Origin of the sequence: Streptomyces sp. NPDC047002 (assembly GCF_040704505.1) — a bacterium.
Taxonomy (GTDB): domain Bacteria; phylum Actinomycetota; class Actinomycetes; order Streptomycetales; family Streptomycetaceae; genus Streptomyces.
Map to the genome: position 1 here is coordinate 87631 of NZ_JBEYWC010000025.1, position 17480 is coordinate 105110.

The window sequence follows — 17480 nt, forward strand, 5'->3', positions numbered from 1 at the left end:
CCGCGGGCGGCCGGGCGCGGGCCGTCCAGACTCGTGGGCATGACCCAGGACACGGCACGCGTGGGCATGACCGAGGATGCGGCAGGGATCGGCGGTCCCGAGGGCACGCGGCCGCCCGACCACCGGGGCCCCGTGCGGTTCCTGTGGTGGCTCGTCGTCAGCCAGCGCCGCCGCACCGCGCTCGCCGCGCTGCTCGGCAGCGTGTGGATGGCGCTGCTCGCGCTGCCGCCCTACCTGCTCTCCCGCGCCGTGGACGACGGGCTGCGCGCGGGCGACGGCGGCGCCCTGCTCCGCTGGAGCGGCGCCCTGCTCGCCGTGGGCCTCGTGGAGGCGTGGCTGTCGATCCTGCGCCACCGCACCATGACCCGGGTGCGCAACGACGCCGCGGTGCGCACCGCGCGTGCGGTGGCCGGCCAGTCGGTCGGGCTCGGTGCGAGCCTGTCCCACCGCGCGGCCGACGGCGAGGTGCTCGCCATCGGCCTCGGGGACGTCGCGACCGTGGCGCAGTCCATGACGGCCGTGGGTCCCGGCGCGGGCGCCGTGGTGTGCTGCCTCGCCGTCGCCGCCGTGCTGTTCTCGGTGTCGCCGCTCATCGCGGTCGTGGTGCTCGCCGGCGTCCCCGTGCTGGCGCTCGCCGTGGGCCCGCTGCTCGGCCGGCTGACCGGAGCGCTCACCGCCTACCGGGCCCGGCAGGGTGAACTGGCCCTGCAACTGGCCGACTTGGCAGGAGGGCTGCGAGTACTCGCCGGACTGGGCGGCAAGGAGGCGTACGCGCGCCGGTACGACAGGGCCTCCGCGCGCCTGCTCGACGAGGGGTACCGCGTCGCGTCCGTGACCAGCTGGGTGGACGCCTGCGGCACGGGCGTGCCCGCGCTGTTCCTCGCCGTGGTGACCTGGCTCGGTGCGCGGTCGGCCGCGGAGGGCGCCATCAGCGTGGGCGGCCTCGTCGCCGTGTACGGGTATGCCGCCGTGCTGCTGGTGCCCGTCGCGGCCTTCATCGAGAGCGGCGGCGACCTCAGCCAGGCCCTCGTGGCGGCGCGCCGGATCGTCGCGTTCCTCGCCCTGGAACCGGAGTCGGCCGCCACCGCGCGTACCGGCAGGGCCCCGGACGGGCCTGCCGAGCTCTACGACCCCGCGTCCGGCGTGCGGATCGCGCCCTGCGCCTTCACCGCGCTCGCCTCCGAAGGGCCGGCAGCGGCGGCGGTGCTCGACCGGCTCGGCGGGTTCACCCCGTCCGGGGCGACCTGGGGCGGCGTCCTGCTCGACGGCGTGCCGCCCGGCGCCGTACGCGCCCGTGTCCTCGTCGCCGACAACGAGTCGCACCTCTTCGCCGGGCCGGTCCGCGACACCGTCGAGGGCCGCGTGCCCCGCGACCCGGCGGCCGTGCGCGGCGCCCTGCACACCGCGGCCGCCGAGGACGTCGTACAGGCGCTGCCGCGCGGGCTCGACACGCCGCTCGACGACGGGGGCCGCAACGTCTCGGGCGGCCAGCGCCAGCGGCTGCGGCTGGCGCGGGCCCTGCTCGCCGAGCCCGAGGTGCTGCTCGCCGCGGAACCCACCTCGGCGGTCGACGCCCACACCGAGGCGCTGCTCGCCGCCCGGCTGCGCGCCGCGCGCGACGGCCGCACCACGGTCGTCACCACCACCTCGCCGCTCGTCCTCGCCGTCGCGGACACCGTCTGCCACCTGGTGGACGGCCGCCTCGCCGCCACCGGCACCCACCGCGCGCTGCTCGCCGCGGACGCCGCGTACCGCGCCCTGGTCTCCCGCACGGCGGAGCCACCCGCAGGGTCCGCCGACGGCGCGCAGGGGACCGCCGGGCCCGCCGCCCGGGCACCCGGAGCCGCCGACGGCGGCCTCCCGGACGGGATCGCGGCACCGGAGGGCACCCGATGACCGGCAGGGACTGTCCCGAGGACCGGGATCGCTCCGAGGGGCGGGACGGCTCCGAGAGCCGGGGCCGTGAGCGGGACCAGGCTCCCGGCCGCCGGGGCGCAGGGGATTCCGCGTCCCGCCGTGCCGCCCTGCCGCCGCAGCGTGATGAGGCCCTGCCGGGTCCTGGTGGCGTCGGTCTGGCGCCGGGGCCCACGGCGGAGCGGGGCCATGGCGTGGCGGGGAGCGGGGAGCAGGGCGAGAGCGCCGCAGGTCGGGCGGGCGGCACTGCGGGGCCGGAGGGTGGTGGTCGTGCGGCGCCCGGTCGTGCGGGCGCGTCGGGCGCTTCCGCGGGCGGCGCGGCGGAACGCGTCGGCGGTAGGCTGCCCGTGGCCGGGGTGCGGGCCGTGCGACGGGCCGGGTTCGGGCTCGTGCGGGCCGACCTGGCGGTGTTCGCCGGGGTGCTGGGGCTCAACGCGGCGGTCGCGGCCGCCGGGCTGCTCGCGCCCTGGCTGCTCGGCCGGGTCGTCGACACGGTCGTCACGGGCGGCGGCGGTGTGCCCGCGGTCGACCGGCTCTCCCTCGCCGTCGTGGCCTGCGCGGTGGGGCAGCTGCTGCTGACCCGCTGGGGCAGGCTCCTCGCGCACCGCTTCGGCGAGCGCGCCTCGGCCCGGGTGCGCGGGCAGTTCGCCGCGCGCGCCCTCGCCCTGCCCGCCGCGGCCGTCGAGCGCGCCGGGAACGGCGACCTGGCGGCCCGGGGGACAGGCGACGTGCCCGCCGTCGGCGCCGCCCTGCGCGACGTGGTGCCCGAGGTGCTGGTGGCCTCGCTCCAGGCGCTCGCCGTGCTGGCGGCGACCCTGCTGCTCTCACCGGCGCTCGGCGCCCTCGGCATCGTCTTCCTGCTCGGCATCCCCGCCGCGGCCCGCTGGTACCTGCGGCGCGCCCGCGCCGCCTACCTCGCCCAGGGCGAGGCGCAGTCCGCGCTCGCCGGGACCCTCGCCGCCACGGCGGCGGGGGCCCGTACCGTGGAGGCGCTCGGCCTCCAGCGGCGGCGCGCCGAGGCCATGGAGGCCGTCGCCGGCACGTGGGTACGCAGCCGCGAACGCACCCTCTTCCTGCGCAGCGTGCTGTTCCCCGCCGTCGACGTGTCGTACGTCCTGCCGGTCGTCGCCGTGCTGCTCGCCGGGGGCGCCCTGGCCCGGCACGGCGCGGTGAGCCCGGGCACCGTCGTCACCTGCGTGCTGTACCTGCGGCAGCTGTCCGCACCGCTCGACGCCGTGCTCCAGCGGATGGAGGGCCTGCAGGGCGGCCTCGCGTCGTTCGCGCGGGTGGAGGGGCTCGCCACCGCGCCCGCGGCCTCCGCGCGCGCGGGCGCCGAACCCCGGGGCGACCTGGTCGAGGTGGCGGACGCGCACTACGCGTACCCCGGCGCCGACCGTGATGTGCTGCACGGCGTCAGGCTCTCGGTGCGGCCGGGGGAGCGGCTCGCGGTCGTCGGCCCGTCCGGCGCCGGCAAGTCCACGCTCGGGCGGCTCCTCGTCGGCATCGACAGGCCGCGCGCGGGCGAGGTCACCGTGGGCGGCGCCCCGGTCGCCGACCTCGCCCCCGAGCGGCTGCGCCGCCAGGTCGTCCTCGTCACCCAGGAGCACCACGTCTTCCGGGCCGGTGTGCGCGACAACCTGCTGCTCGCCGCCCCGGACGCGGACGACCCCCGGCTCCTCGCGGCCCTCGAAGCGGTCGGCGCCGACTGGGTGGCCGCGCTGCCGGACGGGCTCGGCACCGAACTCGGCGCCGGGCGCTACGAGGTGGACGGCGCGCAGGCCCAACAGCTGGCGCTCGCCCGGGTCGTACTCGCCGACCCCGCGGTCGTCGTGCTCGACGAGGCCACCGCCCTCCTCGACCCGGCGGCCGCGCGGAACGCGGAGCGGGCGCTCGCCGCCGTCCTCACCGGCCGTACGGTCATCGCGATCGCGCACCGCCTGCACACGGCGCACGACGCCGACCGGGTGGCCGTGCTCGACGGCGGCCGGATCACCGAACTCGGCACCCACGAGGAGCTGGTGGCGGCCGGCGGCCCGTACGCGGCGCTCTGGGCGGCCTGGCACGGCACCGGGGACGGGCCTGCCGGGCCGCGGCCCGGGCGGGTCAGGCCGGGGACGGCGGGCTGAGCGGGAAGGGCGGCACGAGCCGCTCGGCGAGCCACGTCGGCACCCCGCCGAGCAGCCGGACGAGCCGGCCCGCCTCGGCGCGCAGCCGACCGGCCTCCGGCTCCTGCTCCGTCTCCGCGAGGGAGACGAGCGCGGGCGCCGTGCCCACGAGGAAGCCGAGCTCCTCCCGGATGCGCAGCGACTCGGCGAAGCCGTGCCTGGCCTCCGCCACCTCGCCCCTGCGCAGCGCGAGCCCGGCGAGATGGCGCCAGGTGAAGGAGAGCAGCAGGGTGTCGCCGCGGTCGGTGGCCGTCGCGTGCGCCCTGGTGTACGCGCCGCGCGCCGACTGCGGCGAGCCGGAGAGCTTCTCCGCCACCAGGCCCCTGCGAAAGTCGAGCAGGGCGCGCCCCCGGGCGCCCGGCGCCAGCAGGGCCGCGGCCCTGCCGAGCGCGGCGCGCGCCTCGTCGGTGCGGTCGTGCGCGCCGAGCAGCGTGGACACGTACGCGAGGTGCCCCCGCTCGCAGGCCGCCTCGCCCCGCTCGTCGTCGGCGTGCGCCGTCGCCTCCGCCGTGCGCAGCGCGTCCTCCGCCTCCTCCCAGCCCTGCCCCGTGTACAGGCAGCGCTCGACGAGGAGGGAGGCGCGCTGGAGCGCGGGGCCCGCGGCGTCCGCGCGCGGGGCGAGCAGGGCCGCGGCGTCGACCCAGCAGCCCCGCGAGCGCAGCCGCCACACCGCGGTCTGGAGCGGATCGTCACCGGCAGTGCTTCCGGAACCAGACATCGCGGTGTACGCCACGGAGCCCTCCCCTTGCGCGCCATCGTGCCGAGTGTGAGATGCATCTCAGCACGGATGGGCCGCCGGGCCAATACTTCTGGTGAAAGTTTTCACAATCTCGCGGGGGCCGGGTGGCGCTCAGCTCATCCGCAGCGCGAGGAAGAAGTCGAGCTTGTCCTCAAGGCGCGCCAGGTCACGGCCCGTCAGCTGCTCGATCCTGCCGATCCGGTACCGCAGCGTGTTCACGTGCACGTGCAGCCGGGAGGCGCACCGCGTCCAGGAGCCGTCGCAGGCGAGGAACGCCTCAAGGGTGGGGACGAGTTCGGCCCGGTGGCGCGCGTCGTAGTCGCGCAGCGGGTCGAGCAGCCGCGCGGTGAACGCGCGCCGCACGTCGTCGGGGACGAACGGCAGCAGCAGGACGTGCGAGGCCAGTTCGTGGTGGCCGGCCGCGCACACCGCGCCCTGCCGCGCCGCCGCGACCCGCCGCGCGTGCCGCGCCTCCTCCAGCGCGCCCCGCAGGCCCTCGGCCGAGTGCACCACGGCGGACATCCCGAGCGTGAGCCGCCCGTCGGCGCCGAGCCCCGCGGCGAGCGGCTCGCGCACCGCCGCCGCGACCTCGTCGGCGAAAAGCCCGTCGCGGCGGCTCCCCGCGCGTCCGTCCGCCCCCGCGTCCGGCCGGGACGCGCCGGGCGTGCCGGGCGCGGCTGTCGCACCGCCCGCCCGCACGGCGTCCGCGGCGCCTGACGCCCCCGCCTCGTCCGTACGCCCGGTGCCCGCGGCGCCGCCCGTACGCGCCGTACCCGCCGCCCCGTGCGCACCCGCGGCGCCGCCCGCGCCCGCGGCGCCCGCCGCCCCGTACGTGCCCCGTGCGGCCGGGCCCCCGGCGCCCGGAGCGCGGCTCGCGCCCGGGGCCTTGGCCGGGTCCGCCGGGCGGGGCGCACCTGCCCCGGGGGTGCCGTCCCCGTCGCCCGGCGCGTCCGCGTCCGGCGGTGCGTCGCCCGGGGGCAGCGGTACGAGCGCCACGGCCTCGTCGCCCGCGTACGCCACCGCCATGCGGTCGGACGCGCGGCCGTCCGGGTGGCCCGCGGTGGCGAGTACCTCTTCCAGGAGCGACTGGGCCGCCGCAGCGTCGCCTCGCGCCGGGCGCGGCCGCGACCACTCCAGGGACGCGACGGCGATCTGCCAGTTCGGGGCGGGCCCGCCGCCGGGCAGCAGCACCGGCGCGGCGACCCGCAGCCGCGCCGCGATCTCGGCCGGCGCCGCGCCCGCCTGGACCAGTTCGAGGATCTCCTGCGCCAGTCTGCGGCGCACCGCGCGCGCCGCGTCCCTGCGGTCCCGCTCCACCGCGATCAGCTGGGTCACGCCCTGGAGCAGGTCGACGCGCTCCGCCGGCCAGTCGCCCGGGTCCGCCTCGACCGCGAGCAGCCACTCCGCGAGCGCGGTCTCCCGCGGCTCGCGCGCCATGTGCTCGACGGGGTCGGCGCCCCGGCCGAGCGCGTGCACCGCGAACAGCGCGTACACCGTCGAGCCGAGCACCACCCGGTACGGGCCCCTGCGCCCGGTGCGTGCCACCGCGAGGTGCGCGGCCGCGAGCTCGGCGGCGCGGCCCTCGGCCAGCGGCGCGCCCGACCCCGCGATCCGCCGCCCGGTGGGTGAGAGCACCCAGGCCCGCAGGTCGAGGTCGGAGCCGAGCAGGTCGAGCACCGCGTCGGGGCCGCCGCCCGCGGGGCCGGGCGTCATGAGCCTGCGGTGGCGGTCCACCACGGCCGCCAGATCGCCCGCGCGCTCCCCGGAGACCTGGCGCACCACGTACTCCGTGACCGTCGCGAACGACACCGCCGTGTCCACGGCCAGCAGCGGCAGCCGGTGCCGCGCGCACGCCGCGACCAGGTCGTCGGGAACGGTGCGCATCTCGGCCTCGCCGACCGCGAGCGCCGTCACGCCCGCCGCCGCGAGCAGCCGCACGAACGGCTCAGAGTCGGCGGCGCCCCGGTGCCACACGAGACCCGTCAGCACCAGCTCGCCCCCGGACAGGTAGCGGCTCGGATCGCGCAGGTCCGTCGTCATCACCCCGCGCACCGGACGGTCGAGCTCCGCCCCGCCGCCCAGCAGCCTCAGGCCGAGCCCCTCGGTCTCCAGCAGTGCGCGCAGCCGCATCGTCTCGCCGCCGTTTCTCTCTGGTCGTGCGTCGTGCGCCGGTGGCCCCCGGGCTCCCCGGGGCAGGCATGGGGGACGGGGAAGGAAGGCACCGCACGGCGCCGGGTCTGCCGGGGGCCGTGTGGCGGCCGGGGCCCGTGGGCTCGGCATTTGTTCGAATCTACAAGACGGGACGGCGCCCCGGCCAACCGCTTCATGGTTTCCGTGACTGCACCGGACGGAGCAGGGCTTGTGTACTGGGGCCACTCAGCGTGAACAGCTCATGAACACCCACCGGGTGTTCCCCGCCGGGCCCACCGCCCGCCGGGCCGGCCGTCCCCGGACAGCGTTCGACCGACCACGAGGATTCGACCGACCACGAAGATGAGGAAAGAGCCCTTCATGGACTTCCTTCGCCCCGCAACGTGGGAGGAGGCGCTCGCAGCCAAGGCGGCGCATCCCACCGCGGTGCCCATCGCAGGTGGCACGGACGTCATGGTCGAGATCAATTTCGATCACCGCCGGCCCGCCCAGCTGCTCGACCTCAACCGCATCGCGGACCTGACCGAATGGGAGGTGGGCGAGGACTCCGTGCGCCTCGGCGCCTCCGTCCCGTACGCGCAGGTCATGGAGCACCTGCGCGCCGAGCTGCCCGGCCTCGCGCTCGCTTCGCACACCGTCGCGTCCCCGCAGATCCGCAACCGCGGCGGCGTCGGCGGCAACCTCGGCACGGCGTCGCCCGCCGGCGACGCCCACCCCGCGCTGCTCGCCGCAGGCGCCGAGGTCGAGGCCGAGTCCGTGCGCGGCAGCAGGCGTATCCCGATCGACGCCTTCTACACCGGCGTCAAGCGCAACGCACTCGAACCCGACGAGCTGATCAGGGCCGTGCACGTCACCAAGGCCGCGGGCCCGCAGCAGTACTCCAAGGTCGGCACCCGCAACGCCATGGTCATCGCGGTGTGCGCCTTCGGCCTCGCCCTGCACCCCGACACCAGGACCGTGCGTACCGGCGTCGGATCGGCCGCGCCCACGCCCGTACGCGCCAAGGCCGCAGAGGAGTTCCTCACCGCGGCGCTCGCCGAGGACGGCAGCTGGGACAGCGGCGCGCCGCTCGCCCCCTCCGTCGCCGCGCGCTTCGCCGAGCTCGCCGCGGGCGCCTGCAACCCCATCGACGACGTCCGCGGCACCGCCGCCTACCGCCGCCACGCCATCGGCGTCCTCGCGCGCAGGCAGCTGGGCTGGACCTGGGACCAGTACCGGGGCGCCCGTACTCTCGAAGGAGCTGCATAACCCGTGCGAGTGACATTCACCGTCAACGGCAGGCCCCACGAGGCCGACGACGTCTGGGAGGGCGAGAGCCTCCTGTACGTGCTGCGCGAGCGCATGGGCCTGCCCGGCTCGAAGAACGCCTGCGAGCAGGGCGAGTGCGGCTCCTGCACCGTACGGCTCGACGGCGTGCCCGTCTGCTCCTGCCTGGTGGCCGCGGGCCAGGTCGAGGGCCGCGAGGTCGTCACCGTCGAGGGCCTCGCCGACCAGGCCGCCAGGCGGGGCGACGCTCCCGGCGCCCCGCAGGACGGCATCCCGCTCGACGCCGCACGCCGCTGGCAGGCGCGCCCCGGGCTGCCCGCCGACTCGCGGACCGGCGAGGGCCTGCCGCTCTCACCCGTGCAGCAGGCGTTCATCGACGCGGGTGCCGTCCAGTGCGGCTTCTGCACGCCAGGCCTGCTCGTCGCCGCCGACGAGATGCTGGAGCGCACCCCCTCACCCACCGACGCGGACATCCGCGAGGCACTCTCGGGCAACCTCTGCCGCTGCACCGGCTACGAGAAGATCCTCGACGCCGTGCGCCTCGCCGCCGCCCGCCAGACCCAGGGGAGCTGACGATGCCCCAGCAACCGCGCGTCACCCCGGCGGGACTCGTCCAGGGCACCGGGGCCGAGGGCGGGATCGGCGCGTCCACGCTGCGCCCCGACGGCACCCTCAAGGTCACGGGCGAGTTCGCCTATGCCTCCGACATGTGGCACGAGGACATGCTCTGGGGCCACACGCTGCGCTCCACCGTCGCGCACGCCGAGATCCGCTCCATCGACACCTCCGAGGCGCTCGCCACGCCCGGTGTGTACGCGGTCCTCACCTACGACGACCTGCCGACCGAGGTCACCCACTACGGCCTGGAGATCCAGGACACCCCCGTGCTCGCCCACGGCAAGGTGCGCCACCACGGCGAACCGGTCGCGCTGATCGCCGCCGACCACCCGGAGACCGCGCGCCGGGCCGCCGCGAAGATCAGGATCGACTACGCGGAACTGCCGCTCGTCACCGACGAGGCGTCCGCCACAGCGCCCGGCGCCCCGCTCGTCCACGAGCACCGCGACGACTACCACTCGGGCCACGTCCCGCACCCCAACATCGTGCACCGGCAGCCCATCAGGCGCGGCGACGCCGACGCGGCCGCGGCGCGCGCCGACGTGATCGTCTCTGGCGAGTACTTCTTCGGCATGCAGGACCAGGCGTTCCTCGGCCCCGAGTCCGGGCTCGCCGTGCCCGCCGAGGACGGCGGCGTCGACCTGTACGTGGCCACGCAGTGGCTCCACTCCGACCTGCGGCAGATCGCGCCGGTCCTCGGACTCCCGCCGGAGAAGGTCCGGATGACGCTCTCCGGCGTCGGCGGCGCCTTCGGCGGCCGCGAGGACCTGTCCATGCAGATCCACGGCTGCCTCCTCGCGCTCCGCACCGGCAAGCCCGTCAAGATCGTCTACAACCGGTTCGAGTCCTTCTTCGGCCATGTCCACCGCCACCCGGCCCGGCTCTGGTACGAACACGGCGCCACCCGCGACGGCAGGCTGACGCACCTGCGGTGCCGCATCGTCCTCGACGGCGGCGCCTACGCCTCCGCGTCGCCCGCCGTCGTCGGCAACGCCGCCTCCCTCTCCGTCGGCCCCTACGTCGTCGACGACGTCGACATCGAGGCGCTCGCCCTCTACTCCAACAACCCGCCGTGCGGCGCGATGCGCGGCTTCGGCGCGGTCCAGGCGTGCTTCGCCTACGAGGCGCAGATGGACAAGGTCGCCGCGGCGCTCGGCATGGACCCGGTCGAGCTGCGGCAGCGCAACGCCATGAGCCAGGGCGCCGTGATGCCCACGGGCCAGCGCGTCGACTCGCCCGCGCCCGTCGCCGAGCTGCTGCGCCGGGTCAAGGCGCGCCCGCTGCCGCCCGAGCGCCAGTGGGAGAGCGCGGGCGAGGCGGCCGATGTGCGCGCGCTGCCCGGCGGCCTGTCCAACACCACCCACGGCGAGGGCGTCGTACGGGGCGTCGGCTACGCGGTCGGCATCAAGAACGTCGGCTTCTCCGAGGGGTTCGACGACTACTCCACCGCCCGGGTGCGCCTCGAAGTCGTCGGGGGCGAGGCCGTCGCCGTGGTGCACACCGCGATGGCCGAGGTCGGGCAGGGCGGCATCACCGTGCACGCCCAGATCGCCAGGACCGAACTGGGCGTCTCCCAGGTCACCATCAGCCCCGCCGACACCCGCGTCGGCTCCGCGGGCTCCACCTCGGCCTCCCGGCAGACGTACATGACGGGCGGCGCCGTCAAGAACACCTGCGAGCACGTGCGCGAGCGGGTGCTTGAGAGGGGGCGGCGCGCGTTCGGCACGTACCACCCGGCGTGGGCCACGGCCGAGCTGCTGCTCGAAGGCGGCAAGGTCGTCACCGACGCCGGCGAGGTGCTGGCCGACCTGGTGGACGTCCTCGGGGACGAGGCGGTCGACCTGGAGCTGGAGTTCAGGCACCGCCCCACCGAGGCGTTCGACCTGCGCACCGGCCAGGGCGACGGGCACGTCCAGTACTCCTTCGCGGCCCACCGCGCCGTCGTCGAGGTCGACACCGAGCTCGGCCTCGTCAAGGTCGTCGAGCTGGCGTGTGCCCAGGACGTCGGCAAGGCGCTCAACCCGCTGTCCGTGGTCGGCCAGATCCAGGGCGGCACCACCCAGGGGCTCGGCGTCGCCGTGATGGAGGAGATCGTCGTCGACCCGAAGACCGCGCGGGTGCGCAACCCGTCCTTCACCGACTACCTGATCCCCACCATCCTCGACACCCCGACGATCCCCGTCGACGTGCTCGAACTCGCCGACGACCACGCCCCTTACGGGCTGCGCGGCATCGGCGAGGCGCCCACGCTGTCCTCCACGCCCGCGGTGCTCGCCGCGATCAGGGAGGCCACGGGCCTCGCGCTCGACCGCACCCCGGTCAGGCCCGAGCACCTCACCGGCACGGGCCCCGCCGCCTGACGGCCCGGCCCCCGGGTCGCGCCCGCCGGGCGCGGTCCGTCCCGGGCGGCGCACCCGCGGCGCCGCCCCGGTGCCGGGCCCGGCCACCGTTGCGGCCGGCAAGCGCAGGCGCCCGTGCCCGCCAGGCACGGACCCACCGCACCACACCGGCACACCAATCCGCGGCACACCGTCCTGTGCCGCGCCATCCGGACGCAGTTCGCCTCGGGCCGTCCCCCGGGTCGTGCAGCCGTCATCCCAAATCCCGTACCCCGCACGGCGGTCGCGCCTGCGGGGCGGGTGCCCCTGTGAACCTTGGGAGCAGGCATCATGACCCCCTCGCACGTCGCCACGACCACGCCCGAGGACGCGGGCACCGGCTCGCGTCCGCCCGCCGGCCGGTCCTGGCTCGACCGCTACTTCCACATCTCCGACCGGGAGTCCACCGTCGGCCGCGAACTGCGCGGCGGTCTCACGACCTTCATGGCGATGGCCTACATCCTCCTGCTCAACCCGCTGATCCTCTCCGGCAAGGACGTGGCGGGCGACACCCTCGGCCAGCAGGCCCTGATCACCGCGACCGCCACCGGCGCCGCCTTCACCACCCTGCTCATGGGCTTCGTCGGCAGGGCGCCGCTCGCGCTCGCCGCCGGGCTCTCCGTGTCCAGCGTCGTCTCCACGCAGGTCGTGCCCGTGACGACCTGGCCGCAGGCGTTCGGCATGTGCGTCATGTACGGCGTCGTGATCATGCTGCTCGTCGCCACCGGGCTGCGGGAGAAGGTCATGAACGCCATCCCGCTGCCGCTGAAACACGCCATCACCATGGGCATCGGGATGTTCATCGCGCTGATCGGCCTGGTCAAGGCGGGCTTCGTACACCCGGCGCACGGCGGCAACCCGCTCTCCCTGGGGCCCGCAGGCCAGCTCACCGGCTGGCCCGTGCTGATCTTCTGCGTCACCCTCCTGGCGATCTTCATGCTCCAGGCGCGCCGCGTCCCCGGCGCGATCCTGATGGGCATCGTGGCGGGCACCGTCGTCGCCGTGGTGCTCAGCGCGTCCGGGGTGGTCGACCCGAGGCAGTGGGGGAGCGGTGCGCCCGCCCTGCACGGCAGCGCCGTGTCGATGCCTGACTTCTCCCTCTTCGGCGACCTCAGGTTCGGCGGCTGGGGCCAGGTCGGCGGCCTGACCGTCGGGATGATCGTGTTCACCCTGGTGCTCGCCGGGTTCTTCGACGCGATCGCCACCATCATCGGCGTCGGCAACGAGGCCGGGCTCGTCGACGCGAGGGGCCGCATGCCGGGCCTGTCCAAGGCGCTGTTCATCGACGGCACGGGCGGCGTCGTCGGCGGCGTGGTCGGCGGCTCGGGCCAGACCGTGTTCGTGGAGTCCGCGACCGGCGTCGGCGAGGGCGCGCGCACCGGCCTCGCCTCCGTCGTCACCGGGCTCCTCTTCGCCGCCTGCCTCTTCTTCACCCCGCTCACCCGGATCGTGCCGGGCGAGGTCGCGGCCGCGGCCCTCGTCGTGATCGGCGCGATGATGATGCAGAACGCGCGCTTCGTGGAGTGGGGCGACCGCGCTGTCGCGCTCCCCACGTTCCTCACGGTCGTCCTGATGCCGTTCACGTACTCCATCACCGCGGGCGTCGCGGCGGGCACCGTCTCCTACGTCGCCATCCGCGTCGCCCAGGGCCGGATACGCGAGATCGGCGCCTTCATGTGGGGCCTCACCGCGATCTTCAGCGTCTTCTACGCCCTGCACCCCATCGAGTCCTGGCTCGGCGTCTCCTGACGCCGGGCCGGCCCTCCCAGGGCCACCTGACAACTTACGGAGAACCACCATGCTGGACATCGCCGAGCAGCTCCACCGGTGGGTCGGGCAGGGGCGCGACTTCGCCGTGGCCACCGTCGTGGCCGTCGGCGGCAGCGCGCCCCGCACCCCGGGCGCCGCACTCGCCGTCGACCGGGCGGGCACCGTCGTCGGATCGGTCTCGGGCGGCTGCGTGGAGGGCGCCGTCTACGAGCTCGCCACCGAGGCGCTCACCACCGGCGAGAGCGTCGTCGAGCGCTTCGGCTACAGCGAGGACGACGCCTTCGCCGTGGGCCTGACCTGCGGCGGTGTCATCGACATCCTCATCACACCGGTACGGGCCGACGCGCGGGACCGCCCCGTGGTCGCCGCCGCCCTCGCCGCCGCCGCGGCCGGGGAAGCGGTCGCCGTGGCCCGGGTCGTCGACGGTCCGGCGGACCTGCTCGGCCGCGCCCTGCTCGTACGGCAGGACGGCAGGAGCGAGGGTTCGCTCGGCGGCCACCCCGTGCTCGACCGTACGGCGGCTGCCGAGGCCCTCGCCCTGCTCGCCGCCGGACGCACCGGCACGGCCGTGATCGGCGCCGACGGCTCGCGGTGCGGCAGGCCCGTCACCCTGCTCGTGGAGTCGAGCGTCCCGCCGCCCCGGATGATCGTCTTCGGCGCCGTCGACTTCGCGGCCGCCCTGGTGCGCGCGGGGAAGTTCCTCGGCCACCACGTCACCGTCTGCGACGCCAGGCCCGTCTTCGCCACCGCCGACCGCTTCCCCGGCGCCGACGAGGTCGTCGTGGAGTGGCCGCACCGCTACCTCGCGGCCACCGCCACCGACGCGCGGACCGTGCTGTGCGTGCTCACCCACGACGTCAAGTTCGACGTGCCGCTGCTGGAGGTCGCGCTCAGGCTGCCCGTCGCGTACGTCGGCGCGATGGGCTCCCGTCGCACCCATGAGCAGCGGCTCGGACGGCTGCGGGACGCCGGGCTCACCGAGCGCGAACTCGCCGCGCTGCGCTCGCCGATCGGCCTCGACCTCGGGGCGCGGACCCCCGAGGAGACCGCGCTGTCGATCGCCGCCGAGATCGTCGCCGTACGCCACGGCGGCACCGGCGCGCCGCTCACCGCCGGCAGGACGCCGATCCACCGCGCGGGGCGGGCACGGCGGCGCGCCGGCTCGATGGCGTGACGCGTGGTGCGCGGGGGCACCACGCGCGGGGGCGTGTGCGCCGGGATCACCACGGGTGCGCACATGTCTGGATTCCGTAACCCGTTCCCGTACTTTTCACCACCGCCGCACACGGTCCCGCACAGTGTGAGCGTGTCCGGCGACGGGCCGGACGCAGGCACTGTAGGCGCCCTTCAAGGGCGCCGTATGCAGGAGGTTCTCCATGTTCAGCTCCGCACCCCGCACCGCAGCGGTCCTCATCGGCGCGGCCGCCGTCACGGCGTCGGCCGTCCTCCCGGCCGCAGCCGCGGGGCACGCGCCCCACCACCGCGCGCCGCACTCGCCCGTCGTCATCGGGGCCGTCCGGTACGACAGCCCGGGACGCGACGACCGCTCCAACCGGAGCCTCAACGGCGAGTGGGTCACCGTCTCCAACACCGGCAGGAAGCCGGTCGACCTCAAGGGCTGGACGCTCGCCAAGGACGGCAGCCACGTGTACCGCTTCAAGAACGTGCGCCTCGCCGGGCGTTCCTCGGTGCGCGTGCACACCGGAGTGGGCCGCGACACGGGCCGCGACGTCTTCCAGGACAGCCGCCACTACATCTGGGACAACAACGACACCGCCACCCTGCGCGACAGCCGCCACCGAGTGGTGGACGTGAAGCACTGGTCGGGCCGCAGGGAGCGCTGACCCCGGACATCGCGGCCCCCGTGGCGGCCCGCCAGGGCCCCCGGGGGCCGTTCCGCGCCGTGACCCCCCACGGGCACGGCGCGGAACGGATACGGCGCCCCGGCGTGGGAGCGCTCCCGGGGAGTGTCCCGCGCACACCGGGCACGGGCAAGGGGCGGGACGCGATCCTCCCCGCCCCGATCCCCCCGCGGCTGCCCCGCCCCGGCCGCACGGACCGGCCGCCCCCGCGGCCCGGACACACCGTCATGAAAAACTGACGGGCCGTCACCTCGCGTTTTGGCCCGGCTGCCCGATGTCACTATCATCCGGCGATGATCATAAGAAAACGGTCGGCGGCCGCCGCGAGCGCGCTGCTGGCCGCCCTGTCCCTCGGCCTCCTCGCGCCCGCGACCGCCGCGGCCGACGACAGCGGCCCCGGTGCCATGGCGCCCGACAAGGTGCCCACAGCCAAGGTCGACCTCGTGCTCGACGTCAGCGGGTCGATGAGCACCCGCGACATCGACGGGCAGACCAGGATGACCGCGGCGAAGCAGGCGTTCGACCAGGTCCTCGACGGCGTGCCGCAGGGCGTCGACCTCGGCATCCGCACCCTCGGCGCCACCTACCCGGGCAAGAGCCTCGCGCTCGGCTGCAAGGACACCAGGCAGCTCTACCCGGTGGGCCCGCTCGACCGCGACGAGGCCAAGACCGCGGTCGGCACCCTGGAGCCCACCGGCTGGACGCCCATCGGGCCCGCGCTGCTCGCCGCGGCCGACGACCTCGCGGGCGGCGAGGCGAGCCGCAGGATCGTCCTCATCAGCGACGGCGAGGACACCTGCTCACCGCCCGACCCGTGCGACGTGGCGCGGGAGATCGCCGCCAAGGGCATCCACCTGACCATCGACACCCTCGGCCTGGTCCCCGACGCGAAGACGCAGCGGCAGCTCTCCTGCATCGCAGAAGCCACCGGCGGCACCTACACCTCCGTCAAGCACCGGGCGGAACTCTCCGGCCGGGTGGGCCAGTTGGTGCACCGCGCGGCGGACCCCGCGGCCACCCCCGTCGCCACGCACGGCACCGACGACTGCTCGTCCGCGCCCGCGCTCGCCCCCGGCCTCTACAGCGACCGCGAGGAGTTCGCCCAGCACCGCTTCTACCGTGTCGCCGTCGCGCCGGGCCAGGAGCTGCGCGCCTCGGTGAGCGTCGCGGACGACCGGGCCGTCAACCCCGACTACGGGGTGCTGCTGCGCGCGGTCACCACCCACGGCCGGGAGATCGTACGGGGCACGGAGGCGGGCAGCGGGCGCACCGACGCCGTCTCGACCGGCCTGCGCTACCCGAGGCCCGGCGGCGGCTCGTCGGACGACGGCGCCGCGTCCGCCGCCGAGACCGTCTGCCTCGAAGTCAGCAACTCCTACTCGGCGCCCGCCTCGGTGAAGACCGCGCCAGGACTGCCGGTCGAGCTGGCCGTGGGCCTGGTCGACGCGCCGCACGACGCCTCGGACGCCGCGTCGTTCGGGCTCGGGCGCGGCTGGTGGCTGATCGGCGCCCTGATCGTCGTCGGCTTCGCCGCCGGCGTCGTATGGGGCTGGGTCTCGCGGTGGCGTGTGGCGATCTGGAGGTCCAACTGATGAGGTCGGCACGCACGACACGCACCGCACGCACCGCACGCACGACACGCACCGGCGCCGCGCTGCTGCTCGCTGCTTCCGCCCTGCTGCTCGGCGGCGCGGGCGCGGCGGCAGCCGACGACGCCTCGCCCTCGCCCGGCGCGTCGGACGACGGCGGGCAGGGCCCCACGGAGGCGGGCACGTCCTTCCGCACGGCCCAGCTGTTCCAGGCGGGGCAGCACGCCACGGCCGACGCCTCGTCGGGCGACTACCTGTACTGGCGCGTGCCCGTCGACGCGGGGCGGCGGCCGACGGTGACGGCGAAGGTCACCTTCCCCGCCTCGTCCGTACGCTCGGGCGACACGACCTGGCAGGTCGACGTCTACGACGGGCTGCGGCGCCGCCAGCCGTGCCGGTACGGGGCGCAGACGAAGACCCTCGCGCCCGACCAGGACACCGTCGAGCTGCGCTGCGCGCTGCGCACCGTACGGGCCTGGGCCGAGCCCTGGTCGGACGACCCGCTGCCCGGTGACTACTACGTCAGGCTCACGGCCGTCGGCGCGGCCCAGGGCGACCTCGGCCTGCCGATGACGGCGGACGTGACGCTCGACGCGCCCTCGGCAGGCGGCGCTTTCGCGGTGGGCGGCAGGCTCGGCGCCCCGCTGGTGCCCGGCGCGGCGCTCTCCGGCGACGGCGACGACTCGGCGAGCGCCGACAGCACGGACTCCGCGGGCCCGGGCAGCGGCGACCCGGTCGTCGGCGGCTCGGACGACGGCTCGGACGCCTCGTCCTCGCCCGCCGTGGAGACCGTGGCGCAGCCCGCCGACGCGCCGGACGGCGGCTGGTCCTCCGGCTGGTGGACCGACCGCTGGCTGTGGACGGGCGGCGGCGCGGTCGCCGCGGCGCTCGCGGGCATCGGCGGCTACCACGTCACCCGCCCCCGCAGGCGGCCCACCCCGCCGCCCGGGTACTGACCCGACCCCCCCCGGGGGGGGGGGGGGGGGCCCCCGCCCCCCCCCCCCCCCCCCCCCCCCCCGCGCGCCGGC

12 protein-coding genes are annotated in these 17480 nt (G+C 76.2%); 10 read left to right on the forward strand and 2 right to left on the reverse strand.

What is annotated here, in order from left to right; all coding sequences use genetic code 11:
- The first annotated feature begins 66 nt into the window (after positions 1-66).
- The gene (locus AB0910_RS22360; protein WP_366746390.1) at positions 67-1896 is read left to right on the forward strand and encodes an ABC transporter ATP-binding protein; all 1830 of its coding nucleotides are present in this window, start codon (positions 67-69) and stop codon (positions 1894-1896) included.
- A gap of 383 nt (positions 1897-2279) precedes the next feature.
- Positions 2280-4040 carry an ABC transporter ATP-binding protein gene (locus AB0910_RS22365; RefSeq protein ID WP_366746371.1) on the forward strand — a complete coding sequence of 587 codons (1761 nt, stop codon included), beginning with the start codon at positions 2280-2282 and terminating at the stop codon, positions 4038-4040.
- Here the strand turns inward: AB0910_RS22365 and AB0910_RS22370 are convergent.
- Positions 4018-4812 carry a hypothetical protein gene (locus AB0910_RS22370; protein ID WP_366746372.1) on the reverse strand — a complete coding sequence of 265 codons (795 nt, stop codon included), beginning with the start codon at positions 4810-4812 and terminating at the stop codon, positions 4018-4020. The genes AB0910_RS22365 and AB0910_RS22370 overlap by 23 nt on opposite strands.
- A gap of 117 nt (positions 4813-4929) precedes the next feature.
- Positions 4930-6948, reverse strand: coding sequence for a PucR family transcriptional regulator ligand-binding domain-containing protein (locus AB0910_RS22375; protein ID WP_366746373.1), 2019 nt, complete (start codon positions 6946-6948; stop codon positions 4930-4932).
- Between the two features lie 381 nt (positions 6949-7329).
- Between AB0910_RS22375 and AB0910_RS22380 the strand changes: the two genes are divergently transcribed.
- The 8 genes from AB0910_RS22380 to AB0910_RS22415 all read left to right on the forward strand — a co-directional run bounded on the left by AB0910_RS22380 (position 7330) and on the right by AB0910_RS22415 (position 17408).
- On the forward strand, positions 7330-8217 hold the full coding sequence (locus AB0910_RS22380) for a xanthine dehydrogenase family protein subunit M (RefSeq protein WP_366746374.1): 888 nt from the start codon (positions 7330-7332) through the stop codon (positions 8215-8217).
- Positions 8218-8220: 3 nt separating this feature from the next.
- Entirely contained in the window at positions 8221-8808 is a 588-nt protein-coding gene (locus AB0910_RS22385; RefSeq protein WP_366746375.1) for a (2Fe-2S)-binding protein, read from the forward strand.
- A 2-nt stretch (positions 8809-8810) separates the two neighbouring features.
- A complete protein-coding gene (gene pucD / locus AB0910_RS22390) occupies positions 8811-11213 on the forward strand; it encodes a xanthine dehydrogenase subunit D (RefSeq protein WP_366746376.1) in 2403 nt (800 codons plus the stop codon).
- Positions 11214-11522: 309 nt separating this feature from the next.
- The gene (locus tag AB0910_RS22395; RefSeq protein ID WP_366746377.1) at positions 11523-12980 is read left to right on the forward strand and encodes an NCS2 family permease; all 1458 of its coding nucleotides are present in this window, start codon (positions 11523-11525) and stop codon (positions 12978-12980) included.
- Between the two features lie 49 nt (positions 12981-13029).
- The gene (locus AB0910_RS22400) at positions 13030-14175 is read left to right on the forward strand and encodes an XdhC/CoxI family protein (RefSeq protein WP_366746378.1); all 1146 of its coding nucleotides are present in this window, start codon (positions 13030-13032) and stop codon (positions 14173-14175) included.
- 202 nt (positions 14176-14377) lie between these two features.
- A complete protein-coding gene (locus AB0910_RS22405; RefSeq protein ID WP_366746379.1) occupies positions 14378-14845 on the forward strand; it encodes a lamin tail domain-containing protein in 468 nt (155 codons plus the stop codon).
- A 311-nt stretch (positions 14846-15156) separates the two neighbouring features.
- Complete coding sequence (locus AB0910_RS22410) at positions 15157-16455, forward strand: VWA domain-containing protein (protein ID WP_366746380.1); 1299 nt, start codon at positions 15157-15159, stop codon at positions 16453-16455.
- Positions 16455-17408 carry a hypothetical protein gene (locus AB0910_RS22415; protein WP_366746381.1) on the forward strand — a complete coding sequence of 318 codons (954 nt, stop codon included), beginning with the start codon at positions 16455-16457 and terminating at the stop codon, positions 17406-17408. The genes AB0910_RS22410 and AB0910_RS22415 overlap by 1 nt, the downstream gene beginning before the upstream one ends.
- Positions 17409-17480: the final 72 nt, after the last annotated feature.

What these genes read in the sequence shown, in the direction of transcription:
- AB0910_RS22360 (WP_366746390.1), top strand. Translation starts at nt 67, where the DNA reads ATGACCGAGGATGCGGCAGGGATCGGCGGTCCCGAGGGCACGCGGCCG.
- AB0910_RS22375 (WP_366746373.1), bottom strand. Translation starts at nt 6,948, where the DNA reads ATGCGGCTGCGCGCACTGCTGGAGACCGAGGGGCTCGGCCTGAGGCTG.
- AB0910_RS22380 (WP_366746374.1), top strand. Translation starts at nt 7,330, where the DNA reads ATGGACTTCCTTCGCCCCGCAACGTGGGAGGAGGCGCTCGCAGCCAAG.
- pucD (WP_366746376.1), top strand. Translation starts at nt 8,811, where the DNA reads ATGCCCCAGCAACCGCGCGTCACCCCGGCGGGACTCGTCCAGGGCACC.
- AB0910_RS22395 (WP_366746377.1), top strand. Translation starts at nt 11,523, where the DNA reads ATGACCCCCTCGCACGTCGCCACGACCACGCCCGAGGACGCGGGCACC.
- AB0910_RS22400 (WP_366746378.1), top strand. Translation starts at nt 13,030, where the DNA reads ATGCTGGACATCGCCGAGCAGCTCCACCGGTGGGTCGGGCAGGGGCGC.
- AB0910_RS22405 (WP_366746379.1), top strand. Translation starts at nt 14,378, where the DNA reads ATGTTCAGCTCCGCACCCCGCACCGCAGCGGTCCTCATCGGCGCGGCC.
- AB0910_RS22410 (WP_366746380.1), top strand. Translation starts at nt 15,157, where the DNA reads ATGATCATAAGAAAACGGTCGGCGGCCGCCGCGAGCGCGCTGCTGGCC.
- AB0910_RS22415 (WP_366746381.1), top strand. Translation starts at nt 16,455, where the DNA reads ATGAGGTCGGCACGCACGACACGCACCGCACGCACCGCACGCACGACA.